Genomic DNA, 16,986 nt, shown 5'->3' with positions numbered 1-16,986 from the left:
CCGGCACCGCTTCCCGACCCGGCCCCACCCCGGTCGAGACGACCGGGGAGTACCGACCGTCCACGCTCTACCCGGCTCCGCCCCCGCCGCCGGGCGCCACCGGGGCCTCGCCGATCCCGCGAACCGACCCGCACACCTCCGGCCGGGTCGCGTCCTGGTTGCGCGATCCGGTGGGGCCACCCGCGCTGCCGCCGGCGCGCCCGCAGTCGGCCCCGCCGCCCGGCCCGGCGGGCACCGGCCCCGGGCTGTACCACGACGACGCCCCGGACCAAGCCGGCCGCGGCTGGGGCCACGGGTTCCACAGCGGCCCGGCCTACGGTGCCGGGATGCCCGGCTCCGAGATCCACGGCTCCGAGATCGACAGCGCCGGGATCAACAGCGCCGGAATGCGCGGCGTCGACGTGCGCAGTGCCGAAATGCACGCTGCCGAGATGCACGCTGCCGAGATGCACGGCATCGAGGTGCGCCATGACCCGATGCCTGGTGACCGGGTCGACGCGGACGACGTCCACGACAGGTCCTGGCCGCGGGAGCAGACCTGGCCACCCGACGAGTACGGGCCGCGCGGTGACCCGCGCTACGACGACCCGCGGTCCGGCACGGGGCTGCCCCCCGCCGCCCTGTTGCCGGCGTCGCCGGACACCGCGTCCCGTGGCTGGCGGCGACTGGTCTACCAGGTGTCGGCCGGCGCGCTCAATCCCGGCCCGTCCCCGGACGAGGCCCGCTACCGGCGTCTGCTCGCCCGGATCCGCACCCCCCTCGACGACTGCCACCGCATCGCGGTGCTGTCCCTCAAGGGCGGCGTCGGCAAGACCACGACGACGGTCTCGCTCGGGTCCACCCTGGCCAGCCTGCGCGGCGACCGGGTCGTGGCGATCGACGCGAACCCCGATCGGGGGACGCTCGGCGTCCGGGTCGAGCGGACGACCCGGCACACCGTCCGCGATCTGCTCGCCGACGCCGATCAGCTGCACCGTTACGTGGACGTCCGCCGGTACCTGTCGCAGTCGGCGTCACGGCTGGAGGTGCTCGCCTCCGCCAGCGATCCGGAGATCTCGGACGCCTTCGCAGACGAGGACTACCGGGCGGTCGACGACCTGCTGCAGCGGCATTACTCGATCCTGCTGACCGACTGCGGCACCGGCATGCTGCACAGCGCGATGCACGGGGTGCTGGAGCTCGCCGACACGCTGGTGATCGTGAGCAACGCGAGCGCGGACGGCGGCGCGAGCGCCAGCGGCACCCTGGACTGGCTCGACGCGCACGGCTACAACGACCACGTCAGCGAAGCCGTGACCGTGATCTCGATGTTCCCCCAGCAGGGTGAGACGGTGGACGTCGACGCGCTCGAGGACCACTTCGCGTCACGGACCCGCCAGGTCGTCCGGGTGCCGTTCGACCCGCATCTCGCCAGCGGCGGGCACATCGTCCTCGACGAGCTCCGGCGGGAGACCCGCCGGGCCTACGAGGAGATCGCCGGAGCGGTGGCCGAGCGCTTCGGCTGACCCGCCCGGTGGCGGGCCACCCGGAAGCCGTCCGGAGCGCCGCCGGGTGGGGGCCACCGTGAGAGCCGCCGGTCAGGCCCGCCGCCGTCGTGACGGGCACCGTGTGGGACGCCCTGCCGGGCGTCAGCGGCCCAGCGCAGCGATGACGGCGGCCATGCCGGGCCGGCGCAGCTGGCGGGCGATCGTGGAGCGGCCCTCGATGATCCGGCCGAACAGCCCGAACGTGCCCGGTACCCGGGTCATCATCGTGTGCATGAGCGCCGGACGGCGGGTGAACACCGCCAGCACCGACCTGCCCGCGGCGATCTCCGGCCCGAACACGCCCTCGATCCGCGCCGGGTACCGGTCGAGGGCCGTCGGGTCACCGGCCGCGCCGGCGGCGGCGCTGATGCCCGCGAGCCGGCCGGAGCGCAGCGCGAAGGAGATCCCTTCCCTGGTCCACGGGTCGAGCAGGCCCGCCGCGTCGCCGGCGAGAAGCACCCGGCCGCGCCGCAACGGTGAGCCGGCGGCCCGCACCCGCGTCAGGTGGCCGGAGTCGTGCAGCCGGGGGGCGGCGGTGAGGCCGAGCCGCTCGACGAGCGCGTCGTAGTAGCGGCGCAGTGCGGGCCCGTGCTCCCGGGCGCCGATGACCCCGACCGTGAGCACGTCGCCCTTCGGGAAGACCCACCCGTACGATCCGGGCACCGGGCCCCAGTCGAGCAGCATCCGGCCGGACCACTCGCCGGCCACCGAGGCGGGCACCTCGAACTCGCCCTCGAGGCCGACGTCCACCTGGTCGCAGGTGACGCCGACGTGCGTGCCGGCCCGGCCCGAGGTGCCGTCGGCGCCGACCACCACCCGCGCCCGCACCGCCGGCCCGGACCGCACCTGGACGACCACCTCACCACGCCCGGGCTCGGCCGTGCCCTCCTCGCGCAGCCCGGTCACGTGCACACCGGTGCGGACCTCCGCACCGGCCGCCTTCGCCGAGTCGAGCAGCGCCGCGTCCAGCTCCGAGCGCATCACCATCGACAGCAGCGGACGGCCGTCCTTGCTGCGCCGGGTGACCGGGTGCCGGCCGTCGAGGGTCGACGTGAGCGCGTCCACCCGCGACCGGACGAGTGGAGCGAGATCGATCCCGGCGTGGTCGACGGACAGGCCGACCAGGCCGCCGCCGCAGGTCTTGTACCGCGGCACGGCCATCCGCTCGAGCACGCACACCCGGGCGCCGGCCTCGGCGGCCGCGCGCGCCGCGCTCGTGCCGGCCGGCCCGGCACCCAGCACGACCACGTCAAAGACCGGCGATGGTGGCTCCGGTGGCACGGCCGTCCTATCGGAGGGTGAGCGTGCGCCCGACCACGCCGGCGCGGACCCGCCGCTCCTGCGCGGTCAGTTCCCGCTGATCGTCGAGGGTCTCGCGCAGCGCCGTCCACAGCTGGGCCGCGGGCTTCTCGCAGGAGTCGGCGTCGGCGCCCGGCGCGAGATCCCACACCGGGACCACAAGACCGTCGGCGCGGAACGACCCGACGAACCGCGAGCCCTCGCCGACGCTGAGGCTGCCGGCGGCGGCGAGACGGGCGAGGGCGTCGAGGAGGGCCTCCTCCGTCCGGTCGGCGTCGAGCGGCAGCACCCAGCGCAGGTGCAGCCGGTCGCCGGGGCTGCACCAGTAGGCGGCCGGGACGGAGGCCAACCGGGTCGTCGGCACGACCGTCGCGTTCGCCCGATCCAGGGTCGCCACGACGTCGGCGCTCGGCTCGGCGTCCTCCGACGACGGCACCCACCAGGTGAACCCGGGATGCACGGTGATCTCGAGCGGCGCCGGGTCGAGCAGGTCGGCGAGGCGGGGCAGGTCCGCCAGGCCCCCGGGCAGCCGCTCCACCGCCTGCGGCGCGGACGCCGGCCCGCCGTCCACCACCGTGCCGGGCTTCGCCTCGAGCGCGGCGATCAGCGCGCCGGCGACGTCCGCCGAGGCGTCGAGACCGCCGACGAGGGTCTGCATCGCCAGCAGGATCTCGCCGTCGTCACGGACCACCGCGGGCGCGGCCTGCGGCAGCAGCGTGCCCAGGATGATCCGCCGGTCCGCGTGGCCGGGATGGGCGGCCAGGTGCTCCGCCGACAGGGTCAGGGGCGCGGTCGCGCTGGGGACGAACTCGCGCAGCGCGACCAGGTCCGGCTCGTCCGCGCGGCCCGCGAACGGGCGCAGCACCGGGGCCGCCCGGCGGCGCTCCCCATGGCAGGCCTTGTACCGGCGGCCGGAGCCGCACGGGCAGGGCTGGCGGGGGCCGACCGCCGGTACGTCAGCGAGAGCGGTGGCGGTGGCGGATCCGGGACGGCTGGGTGTCGTTCGGCGGGCGATCGCGAGCCTCCGGGGTCGGGCCCGAGGCGCCGAGCGCCGTGCGGGGCGGGTCGATGACGATGTCGGTGCGTTTGCCTGGTGCGTTTGCCTGCACCTGGCGCTTGCGCCTGGTGCGTGTGTGCTGGTGCGTGTGTGCTGGTGCGTGTGTCGGCGCGAGCGCCGGCGCGGCCGGCGCGGCCGGCGGCGAGGATCGCCGACGGTTATTCGTGCGGTAAGGCTAGGGCATGCACGGCCGGTGTCACGTTCGACATGCGCCGCCGGTGCGCGACTCCCACCCAGCAGCCATCACCGGCGACATTCCGTGTGCGTGCCGACGCGTTCACGCAGACAGGCCCGCTGCGCTGACGTTCCACCCGAACGGCATCAATCCAGGTATTCAACTGGTCGCTTTAGGTGACCAACATGGGGGTTCAACCCCTACTCCTCCGAGTTAACCCTCTCCGACCTGGGAGTTTTCCCTTCGATCAGCATGCGTGGAGGTGGTTGCGAGGTCTCGGGCCGGCCCGGTGAGGGCACGATGGAGGCACAGGCCCTCCAACGCGGATCGCCGGACCGGACGACCAGCGTCCATATGAGGCACACAGGCGAACCACACAGGGCGGTTGACGGGTGGCGAAGGTCATCGTTGCAGGTGGCGGGATCGCGGGTGTCGCGTGCGCGCGCGAGCTGCGGGCGCGGGGCATCAGTGTCGAGGTGCGCGACCGCGGCCGGGTGATCGGCGGCCGGATGGCCTCGCGCTGGATCGACGGCCGGATCGTCGACGCCGGGGCGTCGTACTTCACCGCGCGCAGCCCAGAGTTCATCGAGGTCGTCGACGATTGGCTCATCCGTGGTCTCGTCCGCCCCTGGACGCACCGCTTCCCGGTGATCGACGGCCCGTCGGCGACGCTGTCCGAGCCGGTGCCGGGCCCGCTGCGGTACGCCGCCCCGCACGGCATCCGCTCGCTGGTCGCCGACCTCGCCACCCGCGGCGGCCTGCGGGTCTCGCAGTCGTCCCCGATCAGCATGGTGCGCCCGGGGCCGGTGGTGGACGGCGAACCGGTGGACGCCGTCGTCCTGGCGATGCCCGATCCGCAGGCCCTGCGCCACCTCGACCCCGATCTCGACACGGAGCGCACGGAGCTCATCGGACGGCGGTGGTCCCCGGCGCTCGCCCTGCTCGCGGGCTGGGAGGCCCGAGGGTGGCCCCCACTGGACGGCGCCTTCGTCCACGGCGACCCGACCCTCGCCTGGATCGCCGACGACGGCCGCCGGCGCGGCGACAACGCGCCCGTTCTGGTGGCGCACTCCACCGCGGAGTTCGCCGCCGGCCGGCTGACGGACCCGCGAGCGGCCGCCGGCGACCTCACCGCGGCCCTCCGCCGGCTCCTCGGCATCCCCACCGACCCGGCCTGGACATACGTCCAACGCTGGACGTTCGCTCGCCCCGAGCAACCACGGGAGCGGACCTACTTCCTCGGCCAGGCTCGGGTGGGGCTGGCCGGCGACGGCTGGGGCGAGCCCCGGGTCGAGTCCGCCTGGCGGTCGGGCACCGAGCTCGCCCGGGCGATCGCCGAGGAGGTCGGATGATCCCGCGTGACGCCCGGCCGGGTCGCGCCGGCGGAATGCCTCCGATTGATGTCCGGTAGGCGGGGTACACCGAGCGATATGGAGATCAAACTCAGTCTGTCGCTCCCCCGTGATGAGATCTCCATTCCGATCGTCCGCCGTATTTGCACACAGGCACTGAAGGTTCTCGGTGTTTCACAAGAATGCATCGACGATGTCGAGCTTGCATTGACCGAAGCGTGTGCGAACGTGCTCCTCCACGCCACGGCGGACGACGAGTACGAGGTGTCGGTCGGCGTGGACAACCAGGTCGCGGCGATCGAGGTCGTCGACCACGGCGGGGGCTTCGACGCCCTGGCGGCCTTCGACGGCAGCGGAATCCCTGTCCGGGAGGATGTCGACGTCGCGTTTCACAACGGCGTTGACCCGGATGAGGCGAATCCCGGCGACGCGAATCCGGACGGGGCGGTTTCACGCACCGGTGCCTGGGTAACGCGCACCAGTCCCGGCCAGCCGCGGCAGGACCAGTCGAATCCCGACCAGCCGTATTCCGACCAGCAGTGGCTCGAACAGGTGCCCACCGACGCCGTCCCGGAACAGGGCCGTGGGATCTTCCTGATGCGCGCGCTCATGGATCACGTGCAGTTCCACACCGTGGACGGACCACACCCGGGCACCCGGGTGCATCTTGAGAAATTGCTTACCTGGGATGAGAGCGCCCCCGGCGCCCAGCTCGGCCAGGTGCGCTCGAGCCGTGGGCCCTGGTCGGGCCAGCACCGCGACCCCGCCCCGGACGGCGCCTGAGGAGGCACGCTGCCGGTAGGTTGAGACCCCGGCCGCGGCGCGGATCGCGCGGCACCAGGCGCACGCCACGGCAGATCATCGCGGTGCGTCACCGCGGCTGCCTGGCGGGCGGGTCGAGGACGGTGGTGGGCAGATGGTGGGAGCAGCTGCCGGCGGCGGCGGCGCGGCACGCGCCCCGCGAGTCGGCGTGGTGACCTTCCCGGGTTCGTTGGACGACCGGGACGCCGCGGCGGCCGTGCGCCTCGCCGGCGCCGAGCCGGTGCCGCTCTGGCACGGCGACGACGAGCTGTCCGGGGTGGACGCGGTCGTCCTCCCCGGCGGTTTCTCCTACGGCGACTACCTGCGGGCCGGGGCGATCGCCCGGTTCTCGCCGGTCGTCGGCGCCGTCGTCGAGGCGGCCCGCGCGGGCCTGCCCGTCCTGGGGATCTGCAACGGGTTCCAGGTGCTGTGCGAGGCCGGGCTGCTGCCGGGCGCGCTGACCCGCAATGCGGGGTTGCACTTCGTGTGCCGTGACCAGCGGCTGCGGGTCGCGACCACCAGCACCGCCTGGACCAGCGCCTACTCCCCCGGCGAGGAGATCGTCGTCCCGGTCAAGCACGGCGAGGGCCGCTACGTCGCCGACGCCGCGACCCTGGCCCAGCTCGCCGCGCAGGACAGGGTGGTCGTCCGCTACGTGGGTGGCAACCCGAACGGCTCGGTGGACGACATCGCCGGAGTGTGCAGCGAGAACCGGCGGGTGGTCGGCCTGATGCCACATCCGGAGCACGCCGTCGAGGAGCTCACCGGTCCGGGCACAGACGGCCTGCGGATGTTCACCTCGGTACTCGGCGCGCTGCTCCGCCCCGCCGCCTAGCCCGCCGGCCCCGGCTGGCGGCCCGACTCCTCAACCGTTCTCCTGATCGGCGGCCAGCGAACGCCGCAGGGCGGCGTGCAGGGTGGATGGGGTGAGCACGCCGACCGGCGTGCCGCGCTCCCGTACCTCGACTCTGCCGTCCCCGGTGGCGAGCATCACCGCGAGCGCCTCCCGCAGCGAGGCACCGACCTCCACCCCCGCCAGGGCGTTGGCCCACTCCGCCGGATCGGCCGGATCCGTCAGGTCGGCGCGGCGCAGCGGGGTGACGGACAGGCGCAGCAGCATGCGGTCCGCGCCGGTGAAGTCGGCGACGAACGGGCTGGCCGGGGCACCCAGCACCTGGGCCGGGGTGTCCAACTGCTCCAGGCGGCCGCCCTGGCCGAGCACCGCGACCCGATCACCCAGCCGGACGGCCTCGGCCAGGTCATGGGTGACGAACACGACCGTCTTGCGGATCTCCCGCTGCAGGCGGAGGAACTCCACCTGCAGCCGGTCGCGGGCAATCGGGTCGATCGCGGAGAACGGCTCGTCCATGAGCAGGACGGGCGGGTCGGCCGCGAGCGCCCGGGCGACCCCGACCCGCTGCTGCTGACCGCCGGACAGCTCCCGCGGATAACGCACCGATACGGTGCCGGGATCGAGCCCGACCAGCTCGAGCAGTGCCCGGACCCGCTCCCGGGTCCGCGACCGGCTCCAGCCCAGCAGCCGCGGCACCGTCGCCACGTTGGCGAAGACGGTCTGGTGCGGGAACAGCCCGACCTGCTGGATCACGTAGCCGATCCGCCGCCGCAGCCGCACCGGGTCCGAACGGACGACGTCCTCGCCGTCGACGGTGATCCGCCCGGACGTCGGCTCCACCAGACGGTTGATCATCCGAATGACGGTTGTCTTGCCGCACCCCGACGGCCCTACCAGGCACATCAGCTCGCCGGTGGCGACCGCGAAGGACAGGTCCGCGACGGCGACCGTGCCGTCCGGGTAGCGCTTGCCGACCCCGTCCAAGGTGATCATCGGTCGGGCCGTCGTCTCCACACGCGCTCCGTCCCACAGCCCCCACCGTGTCACCGGAGCAAACAGCGCCGCTCCCGCACCTCATCCCGCTCCCCCGGGTTTTCTACCGGTGGACGGCTACCGTGCAGTGGTGGCACTCCTCGCGGACGGCTGCCTGGAACGCAACGCGTGGATCTGTGGCGACTACGTGTCGTCCCGCTTGGACGAGATCATGGCCGCGTTACGCGAGCACGTCGGCCTCACCGTGAGCGCGGTCGGCTACGGCACGCTGATCGCCGCCCCGCTCGTTCTGGCCGCCCGCCGCCGGCCGGCGCTGGCCGCCTGGATCAGCGCCGCCACCAGCGCCCTGTACACGGTGCCGTCGCTGGCGTTCTTCGCCATCCTGCTGCCGTTCACCGGCCTGTCCCGGACGAGTGTGCTGATCGGCCTGGTCGCCTACACCCTGGTGATCCTCTTCCGCGGGTTCCTCACCGGGCTGGGCTCCGTCCCGCCCGAGGTGCGGGCGGCGGCGGTCGGGATGGGGTACGGGCCGGCCCGGCTGCTGGTCACCGTGGAGCTGCCGCTCGCGCTGCCGTCCATCATGGCCGCGCTGCGCGTCGCCACGGTGTCGACGATCGCCCTCACGACGGTCGGGGCGACGATCGGGCACGGCGGGCTCGGCGACCTCATCTACGACGGGCTGGGCAGCACGTTCAGGGCCGAGGTGCTGACCGCGTCCGTGCTCTGCGTTGCCCTGGCCGTCACCGCGGACCTGCTGTTCGTCGCGGCGCAGTGGCTGCTCACCCCGTGGCGGCACGGCGCGCACGGGGCACACACGGCACACGGAGCACACAGGACGCACAGGACGCACGGGCCGCGCGGCGGATGAGCCCGACATGAGCATGATCACCAAGACGGCGTCGTGGCTGTCGGACGGCGCCAACTGGTCCGGCCCCGAGGGGATCCTCGCCCGGCTCGGCGAGCACCTCGTGCTCAGCGGCGCGTCTGTCGGGATCGCCGCCGCCCTGGCGCTGCCACTCGGAGCGGCCCTCGGCCACGCCGGCCGCGGCGGCACCCTGGCGATCAACATCTCGAACATCGGACGCGCGGTGCCCACCTTCGCCGTGCTCGTGCTGCTGGCGATCGGACCGCTCGGCATCGGCGACACGACGACGATCGCGGCGCTCACCCTCTTCGCGCTCGCCCCGCTGGTCACGAACAGCTACGTGGGCGTCCGGGAGATCGACGGTGACGCCCGCGAGGCCGCCCGTGGGATGGGCATGTCCGGCTGGCAGATCCTGCGCGGTGTCGAGCTCCCGCTGGCCGCGCCGATGATCATAATCGGGCTGCGGCTGGCGGCGGTGCAGGTCGTCGGGACGGCGACCATCGCCGCGCTGATCGGCGGCGGCGGCCTCGGCCGGTTCGTGGTGGACGGCCTGGCCCAGCACGACGATCCCAAGGTCGTCGGCGGCGCGGTGCTGGTGGCCGTGCTCGCGCTGGCGGTGGACGCCGTCCTGCTGTGCGCGCAGCGGCTCGTGGCCCCCCGCGGCGGCTCCACCGGGCGGGTCCGCGCCGGAGCGTGACGGCCCTGGCCCACACGGACGTCCGGCAGGTCGCCGTCGGCCGGGGTTTCCGAGTTGCGGTCGTCCTGGTGACAACGGCCGGTCTGGGTTGCACTGGCAACTGGTCGCACGGCAGGGTGACCCGGGGCGGGGCCGGGCCGCACGCCAACGACAACGGCGACAGGACGAGGGATGGGGTCGGCGAACGTGAGCGAACCAACGTCGGTGGCGGCAGAGGCTGGGCAGGCCGTGCGCCGGCGCACCCGGCGCACCCGACGCACCCGACGGATCCGCCCGTGTCCGCGCCGTGCCGGCCGGCGCCGGGTGGGTGCCGCGGCGGCGGCCATGCTGGCTCTCGCGCTGACCACTGCGGCCTGCGGCGACGGCTCCGGCGGCGCCAGCCTTGGTTCACTCACCGTCGCCGACGCCGGCTTCACCGAGAGCAAGATCCTCGCCGACATGTACGGCGAACTGCTCACCAACGCCGGCTACAAGGTCGAGCGGACCTCGGTGCAGAGCACCGAGATCGCCCAGTCCTCCCTGGAGAGCGGGCAGATCGACGCCATGCCGCAGTATGTGGCGACTTACGCCGACCTGCTGAACTCCCAGGTCAACGGCTCCGGAGCCGCCTCGGTCTCGTCGTCGGACCTGAACGCGTCGCTGGCCGGGCTGCGCCGCCTCGCGAAGGGGCTGGGCCTGAGCGTGCTCGAGCCGGCCGACGCGGTCGACCAGAATGCCTTCGCGGTGAGCAGGTCCTTTGCCGCGGAGCACCACCTGACGACCCTGACCGACCTGGGTGCCAGTGGCCTGACAGTGAAGCTCGCTGCGGGCGCCGAGTGCGCGACCCGCCCGTTCTGCCAGCCCGGGTTGGAGAAGACCTACGGGATCGAGATCTCCGAGATCGTCGAAACCGGTGTGGCGACCGCCCAGACCAAGGCCGCGGTACGGGACAACACCGCGCAGCTCGGCCTGGTGCTCACCACCGACGCCACCGTCAACGACTACAACCTGGTCGTGCTGACCGACGACAAGAAGCTCCAGAACGCCGACAACCTGGTGCCGATCGTGAACACCGACTCGCTCGCCCCGGAGATCACCTCGGCACTGAACGCGCTGGCGCCGGTGCTCACGACGGCGGACCTGGCCGAGCTGAACAAGAGGGTGGACGCGGAGCGGGAGAAGTCCGAGGAGGTCGCGCACGACTTCCTGGCCGAGAAGGGCCTGCTGGACAGCTGACCGGTCACCGACCAGCGGCCGACCAGCCGCGCGCCCAGCCGGGCCTCGGCGGGACGAGCCGCCGTCCCTTCGGTGGGCTCTGTGGTGGGCCGGGGGTGGCGCCCGCGGCGTCGCCGCCACCCGACCGGCGCGCATCCGCCAGGATGGGGGCGTGACCGGAACGCCTTCCGCCCCCACGACCAGCCCCGACGACCAGGCCGACGGCCCGGGCGAGGGCACCGTCGACCGCCAGCCCTACCGCGAGCTGGGCCTGACCGACGACGAGTACGAGCGGATCGTCGCCACCCTCGGCCGGGTCCCCACCGACGCCGAGCTGGCCATGTACTCGGTGATGTGGAGCGAGCACTGCTCGTACAAGTCGTCCAAGGTGCACCTGCGCCAGTTCCGGGACACTCCGGCCACAGACCGGCTCCTGGTCGGCATGGGTGAGAACGCCGGCGTGGTGGACGTCGGCGAGGGCCTGGCCGTCACCTTCAAGGTCGAGTCGCACAACCACCCGAGCTTCGTCGAGCCGTACCAGGGCGCGGCGACCGGTGTCGGCGGCATCGTCCGCGACATCCTGACCATGGGGGCCCGGCCGATCGGGATCCTCGACCCGCTGCGCTTCGGCGCCGCCGACGCCCCCGACACCGCCCGGGTGCTGCCCGGCGTGGTCGCCGGCATCGGCGGCTACGGCAACTGCCTGGGCCTGCCGACCATCGGCGGCGAAGTCGTCTTCGACCCGGTGTACGGCGGGAACCCGCTGGTCAACGCCCTGTGCGTCGGCGTGATGCCGGTCGGGCGGGTGCAGACCTCCGCCGCCACCGGGGTCGGCAACGCCGTGGTGCTGCTCGGCGCGAAAACCGGCCGGGACGGCATCGGCGGCGTCTCGGTGCTCGCCTCAGCCACCTTCGACGAGGGCGGCGGCCCGGCCCGGCGGCCGTCCGTGCAGGTCGGGGACCCGTTCACTGAGAAGATCCTCATCGAGTGCTGCCTGGAGCTGTTCGACCGCGGCCTGGTCACCGGCATCCAGGACCTCGGCGGGGCCGGCCTGACCTGCGCGCTCACCGAGACGACCGCCGCCGGCATCGCCACCGGCCAGCCCGGCGGCATGGAGGTCGACCTCGACCTCGTACCGCTGCGCGAGGCGTCGATGGCGGCGCACGAGGTCCTGGCCAGCGAGTCCCAGGAGCGGATGCTGGCCATCGTCACCCCGGACGCGCTGCCCGAGGTGCTGGCGCTCGCCGAGCGGTGGGGCGTGATCGCCACCAACATCGGCACGGTGACCGACAGCGGCCGCCTCGTCGTCCGCTGGCACGGCGAGGTCGTCGTGGACGTCCCGCCGGGCTCGCTCGCCGACGACGGGCCGGTCTACGAACGCCCGATGCGCCGCCCGGTCGACCTTGACGTGCTGCGGGCGGACACGCCGTCCGCCCTGGAACGGCCGCGCACCGGCGACGCGCTGCGGGCGACCCTGCTGCGGATGATCGCCTCCCCGAACCTGTGCTCGCGGGCCTGGGTGACCGAGCAGTACGACCGGTACGTGCAGGCCAACACGGTGCTGGCCCAGCCCGAGGACGCCGGCGTCCTGCGGCTGTCGGCCTCCGGGCTCGGCATCGCGCTGGCCACCGACGGCAACGGCCGCTACGCCCGGCTGGACCCGTTCGCCGGGGCGCAGCTCGCCCTGGCCGAAGCGTGCCGCAACGTCACCGCGGCCGGCGCCGAGCCGATCGCGGTGACCAACTGCCTGAACTTCGGCTCCCCCGAGGACCCGGAGGTCATGTGGCAGTTCGCCCAGGCCTGCGCCGGGCTCGCCGACGCCTGCCGGCGGCTCGGCCTGCCGGTCACCGGCGGGAACGTGTCCTTCTACAACCAGACCGGCTCGGCGCCGATCCATCCGACGCCGGTCGTCGGCGTGCTCGGCCTGTTCGACGACGTCACTCGCCGCACCCCCATCGGCTTCACGGACGAGGGCGACGCGCTGCTCCTGCTGGGCGACACCCGGGACGAGTTCGGCGGCTCCGAGTGGGCCTGGGCGACCCACGGCCATCTCGGCGGGACGCCGCCGGCCGTCGACCTGGAACGGGAGAAGCTGCTCGGCGAGATCCTCGTCGGGGGCTCCCGCGAAGGGCTGCTCACCGCGGCCCACGACCTCTCCGAGGGCGGGCTCGCCCAGGCGCTGGTCGAGTCCTGCCTGCGAGGCGGGCACGGGGCACGGATCGAGCTGCCCGCCGGGGCGGACGCGTTCGTCGAGCTGTTCAGCGAATCGGCCGGACGGGCGGTCGTCGCCGTCCCCGCCGCCGAGCAGGACCGTTTCGCGCGGCTGTGCGCGGACCGGGGCCTGCCGTGCCGGCAGATCGGCGTCGTGACCGACGGCGAAGCCGACCGCGGCAGCGGAAACGGCGTTGGCAACGGCAACGGCGGAGGCGGAAGCCTGAACGTCGCCGGCGAGTTCGCCATACCGCTGGACGAGCTGCGGGCGGCCCACGAGGGCACGCTGCCCCGCCTGTTCGGCCGCGGAGCCTGAGGCCGCGGAGCCTGAGGCCACGGCCCGAACGCGGGTCGGTGCGGGCCCGGACGCGGCGCGGTCGATGTCCGGTTAAACAATTGAATTGAGCCTTACAAAACAATCAGAAACGCGCCCACAAGCCCCTTCCTGGCGACCAACAGCCGCCACCCACACCCAAGCCAAGCCAGCCCGACAAATCATCGGCTTCCGGACACCCAAAAACAACCGTGGCGATTGAGTGAGTCCATGGACTCACTCAATCGCCACACATCATTTCGCCCGGCCCGACAGCAGGTGCCCGACCAGATCAGGAGTGGCCGTAGGGCTCCGGGCCGGCGTCGGCGTCGGCGGTGCCGGGGGGCTGGTCCGGGACTGAGCCCGGGGAGTGCGCGGCCACCCCGACCAGCTCGATGTCGGTCGGAGTCAGGTCGGAGGGGTCCTCGTCGAAGGGGACCGGCTCCGGATGCGCCGAGGGCGCGATCAGCGCCTCCGAATGGGCTCCGCAGCCGTGGTCGACGGCTGTGACCCGGCCGTCATCCGGGGCGAGCTCGTTCGCGCACACCCCGAACAGGCGGCCGAGCGCACCGACGAGCCGGACATGGAAGCCGCAGGTCAGGCAGGCCGCCGGCGCGACCTTGGCGATGGACGCGTCCGGCCCGGAGTCACCGCCGTACCAGCGCTCGGCGGCTTCCTCCCGGCCGAAGGTCGACAGCATCCGGGGGCGGCCGATCCCGAGCCCCATCCAGGCCTCGGGGTCGTCGATCTCCTCCGCGTCACTCGCCCGCAGCGCCAGCCGGGGGTCGTCCACGGCCGTCGGGAGCAGGTCGCCCACGCCGACGTCACCCGGCCGCAGGCGCTCGGACCAGGGCACCCAGGCCGGGGCGAGCACCGCGCCCTCGCCCGGCGTCAGTATGACGTCGTTGACGGTCGCCTTCCGGATGCGCGACGCACGCGCGACGACGACGGTCCAGGTCCAGCCGACGTAGGCGCGGGAGAGGCACTCGAACCGGTGCAGGACGAGCCGCTCCGCCTCGGCCTCGACACCGAGGTGCCTGCCGACCTCTGCGGGCGAATCGGCCTCCTCCTCGGCCGCGGCACGGGCGAGGTCCACCGCGCCGGCGCACACCGCGTCGAGGACGGGCTCCCGCAGCAGACGTCCCGTCCGCGCGATCCGCGCCCGCACCGCCGGCGCGGGGGTTTCGGGCTCGGATGTCCCGGGCACCGCACTTTCGTGCCCCGACACCGCACCAGCCGGAACGTCGACGGACGCATCAGCCGGCCCACCGGCGGGCGGGTCACCGGCGGGCGGGTCACCCGATGCGTCGGCGGCGGAGGCTGGCGCGTCAGGTGACGTCGGGGGAGTGGGCTCGGCCGCTGCCGCCCGCGTACGGCGCGACGACCGGCGCACGGGCCGGCGTGGCTTCTCGTCCGCGGGGGACGGCGCCGTGGCCTCACTGTGATCCGTCGCAGTGTCAGCGGGGGGAACGCCGGCACCATCCGACGAACCCCGGGACCCACGGGCCCCAGCCGACTCGGAACGAACTTCTAGTGCTTCCACGGCACGTATTCTCACCCAACGACGGTCGCCCCGCCCGATGTGGTCGTGGTCTCGAGCGGTACTGGCGAGGACACTCGGCAGAGTGAAGCCGGGAAGCACGCTCACCGAAGGACTCAACCGCCTGCGTGCGACCATTCGCCGCGACGGCGCGCAACAGTCCGGGCTGTCCTCGCTGACCGAGTTGTCTTTCGTCAACGCGGCGGGCGACGCGCTCGTCACGGTGGCGCTGGCCGGCTCGCTGTTCTTCGCGGTGCCGACCGGCGAGGCCCGGTCCAAGGTGGCACTTTACCTACTGATCACGATGGTGCCGTTCGCCCTGCTGGCCCCGGTCGTGGGGCCGCTGCTGGACAGGGTGGCCTACGGGCGGCGCACCGCGCTCGCGGCCATCTGCCTCGGGCGGTGCCTGCTGGCCTGGCAGCTGGCCGGCGCGCTGGACGGGCTCGCGGTCTACCCGCTCGCCCTCGGGCTGCTCGTCCTGTCGCGGGCGTTCGGCGTCGCCCGCAGCGCCGTCGTGCCGCGAGTCACGCCGCCGGAGATGACCCTGGTCAAGGTCAACTCCCGGATCTCCCTGGTCAACATCGTCGCCGGCGCGATCGTCGCCCCGGTCGGCCTCGGGCTGGCCAACATCCCGTTCGTCGGCTATCCGTGGGTCCTGCGGGTGTGCGCGCTGATCTACATGGCCGGGGTGCTGCTGGCCTTCAACCTGCCCGGCCACGTCGACTCCGCGGCCGGTGAGCGGACGCTGCGCGAGCTCACCGGCCCGCGCCGGCGGGGCAACCTGCGCACCCGGTTCGCCGCGGCGCTCGGCGCGCTGCCCGTCGCGTTGCGGGCGACGCTGGTCCTGCGCGGACTGGTGGGCTTCCTCACCTTTTACCTGGCATTCCTGCTGCGGACGAACGGCGGCAACAACCTGTGGCTCGGCGCCCTCGCGGCGACGGCGGGATTCGGCAGCGGAATCGGCGTCCTCATCGGCGGGCGGCTCGGGCGCCGGCGTCCCGAGGGAATTCTCATGCTGGGCCTGCTGCTGGCGGCGAGCGGATGCCTCGTCGCCGCGGTGACGTACACCCGGTTCACCTCGCTGGTCGCGGCCCTGCTGGCGATGACGGCGGGCTCGATGGCCAAGCTGGCGCTGGACGCCATAATCCAGCGCGACATCGTCGAGGACACCCGGGGCTCGGCCTTCGCCCGCTCCGAGACTGCGCTGCAGCTCGGCTGGGTGACCGGCGGCGCGTTCGGGCTGATCGAGATGCCGGGCACGCTCGGCTTCGCGCTCGCCGCGGCGGCGGTCGGGCTGGCCCTCGTCCTGCAGTCCCGGGCGCTGCGGGAGGCCCGCCGCCAGGCCCGCGAGCGCCACCGGCCCACGGCCCGGGAGACCACCGGCGCCAAGCCGCCGTGGGCGGGCCCGCAGGCACCGGCGCAGCCGTCCGCGCCCGTCGCCGACACCGTTCCCGCGCCGGCCGGCTACGCGACAACCGACCACGCTGTCGCCGATCCCACAGCGACCGACCCCACCGCGGTCGGTCCCCCACCGGTCAGCCCCGCACCCGCGGGTGCAGTGCCCACGGGTTCCATGAACGGCTGGTACGCCCCCGATCCGCGGGCTGACGTCCCGGTCAGTTGGCGGGGGCCCGTCGGCGGCGGGCAGTGGGCCGGCGGCGATCCCGACGCTACGAACCCGCTGGGGCACCCGCTCGTCCCCGGGCCGGCGGCGGCCGAGGGCACGGGCGGCGCGTACGGCCCGGCACCGCAGCTGCACCATGCCTACCAGCAGCCCTACCATCTGGACTCCGGGCAACCGGGCCACCAGCAGAACGGCTACCGGCAGGGCCGACAGCAGTCGTACCAGCAGGAACCGGTCCAGGACAGGCCGCCGGGGCCGGACGCGGGCGGGACACCCGGGCCGGGTACGGCGGGGCAGGAGCAGCCCGGTGTGCCCACCCCCGCGGTGCCGCGGACGCTGGAGGATCCCGACCCTCCGGACGGCTCCGCCCGCCGTGGCCGCTGGCGCCGCGACCGGCCACGATAGCTCCCACAGGGCAGGCCGCCCGCCACGCCTGGAGATAACCGTGAGCGCCAGATCACAGCGGGTGCTCGGAACCACGGAGGG

The 16,986-nt window shown here is 73.8% G+C and carries 13 protein-coding genes; 9 read left to right on the top strand and 4 right to left on the bottom strand.

Going from position 1 to position 16,986, the window contains the following annotated elements; all coding sequences use genetic code 11:
* The coding region (locus FMEAI12_RS35440) for a MinD/ParA family protein (protein WP_146776854.1) at window positions 1-1,505 on the top strand (1,505 nt) is incomplete at its 5' end.
* 123 nt (window positions 1,506-1,628) lie between these two features.
* Here the strand turns inward: FMEAI12_RS35440 and FMEAI12_RS35435 are convergent.
* Both FMEAI12_RS35435 and FMEAI12_RS35430 read right to left on the bottom strand, forming a co-directional pair.
* Window positions 1,629-2,807: a geranylgeranyl reductase family protein gene (locus tag FMEAI12_RS35435; RefSeq protein ID WP_112109385.1), complete on the bottom strand. Its 1,179-nt coding sequence runs from the start codon at window positions 2,805-2,807 to the stop codon at window positions 1,629-1,631.
* A gap of 7 nt (window positions 2,808-2,814) precedes the next feature.
* Window positions 2,815-3,840 carry a DUF5926 family protein gene (locus FMEAI12_RS35430; protein WP_112109384.1) on the bottom strand — a complete coding sequence of 342 codons (1,026 nt, stop codon included), beginning with the start codon at window positions 3,838-3,840 and terminating at the stop codon, window positions 2,815-2,817.
* Window positions 3,841-4,449: 609 nt separating this feature from the next.
* Between FMEAI12_RS35430 and FMEAI12_RS35425 the strand changes: the two genes are divergently transcribed.
* From FMEAI12_RS35425 to purQ, 3 genes are all read left to right on the top strand, one after another.
* Complete coding sequence (locus FMEAI12_RS35425) at window positions 4,450-5,409, top strand: NAD(P)/FAD-dependent oxidoreductase (protein ID WP_112109383.1); 960 nt, start codon at window positions 4,450-4,452, stop codon at window positions 5,407-5,409.
* A gap of 78 nt (window positions 5,410-5,487) precedes the next feature.
* Window positions 5,488-6,192 (top strand): ATP-binding protein, encoded by a 705-nt coding sequence (locus FMEAI12_RS35420; RefSeq protein ID WP_112109382.1) that lies wholly within the window; start codon window positions 5,488-5,490, stop codon window positions 6,190-6,192.
* 133 nt (window positions 6,193-6,325) lie between these two features.
* A complete protein-coding gene (gene purQ / locus FMEAI12_RS35415; protein ID WP_112109381.1) occupies window positions 6,326-7,045 on the top strand; it encodes a phosphoribosylformylglycinamidine synthase subunit PurQ in 720 nt (239 codons plus the stop codon).
* A gap of 30 nt (window positions 7,046-7,075) precedes the next feature.
* Here the strand turns inward: purQ and FMEAI12_RS35410 are convergent, their stop codons facing one another.
* Complete coding sequence (locus FMEAI12_RS35410) at window positions 7,076-8,056, bottom strand: ABC transporter ATP-binding protein (protein ID WP_071064021.1); 981 nt, start codon at window positions 8,054-8,056, stop codon at window positions 7,076-7,078.
* A 130-nt stretch (window positions 8,057-8,186) separates the two neighbouring features.
* Between FMEAI12_RS35410 and FMEAI12_RS35405 the strand changes: the two genes are divergently transcribed.
* The 4 genes from FMEAI12_RS35405 to purL all read left to right on the top strand — a co-directional run bounded on the left by FMEAI12_RS35405 (window position 8,187) and on the right by purL (window position 13,339).
* Entirely contained in the window at window positions 8,187-8,924 is a 738-nt protein-coding gene (locus FMEAI12_RS35405) for an ABC transporter permease (protein ID WP_368672144.1), read from the top strand.
* Window positions 8,925-8,931: 7 nt separating this feature from the next.
* Window positions 8,932-9,618, top strand: coding sequence for an ABC transporter permease (locus tag FMEAI12_RS35400; protein ID WP_112109379.1), 687 nt, complete (start codon window positions 8,932-8,934; stop codon window positions 9,616-9,618).
* A gap of 171 nt (window positions 9,619-9,789) precedes the next feature.
* On the top strand, window positions 9,790-10,833 hold the full coding sequence (locus FMEAI12_RS35395; protein WP_112109378.1) for an ABC transporter substrate-binding protein: 1,044 nt from the start codon (window positions 9,790-9,792) through the stop codon (window positions 10,831-10,833).
* Window positions 10,834-10,984: 151 nt separating this feature from the next.
* Window positions 10,985-13,339, top strand: a complete 2,355-nt coding sequence (purL, locus tag FMEAI12_RS35390) for a phosphoribosylformylglycinamidine synthase subunit PurL (RefSeq protein ID WP_112109377.1) — start codon at window positions 10,985-10,987, stop codon at window positions 13,337-13,339.
* Between the two features lie 289 nt (window positions 13,340-13,628).
* On the opposite strand, the gene FMEAI12_RS35385 is transcribed toward purL, so the two are convergent.
* The gene (locus FMEAI12_RS35385; RefSeq protein WP_235015116.1) at window positions 13,629-14,504 is read right to left on the bottom strand and encodes a DUF3027 domain-containing protein; all 876 of its coding nucleotides are present in this window, start codon (window positions 14,502-14,504) and stop codon (window positions 13,629-13,631) included.
* 412 nt (window positions 14,505-14,916) lie between these two features.
* Here FMEAI12_RS35385 and FMEAI12_RS35380 point away from each other — a divergent pair, with 412 nt between their 5' ends.
* Window positions 14,917-16,905, top strand: a complete 1,989-nt coding sequence (locus FMEAI12_RS35380) for an MFS transporter (protein ID WP_235015112.1) — start codon at window positions 14,917-14,919, stop codon at window positions 16,903-16,905.
* Window positions 16,906-16,986: the final 81 nt, after the last annotated feature.

It is taken from the genome of Parafrankia sp. Ea1.12, assembly GCF_900465275.1.
GTDB lineage: Bacteria > Actinomycetota > Actinomycetes > Frankiales > Frankiaceae > Parafrankia > Parafrankia soli.
This window is presented reverse-complemented; position numbering and strand designations above follow the sequence as displayed.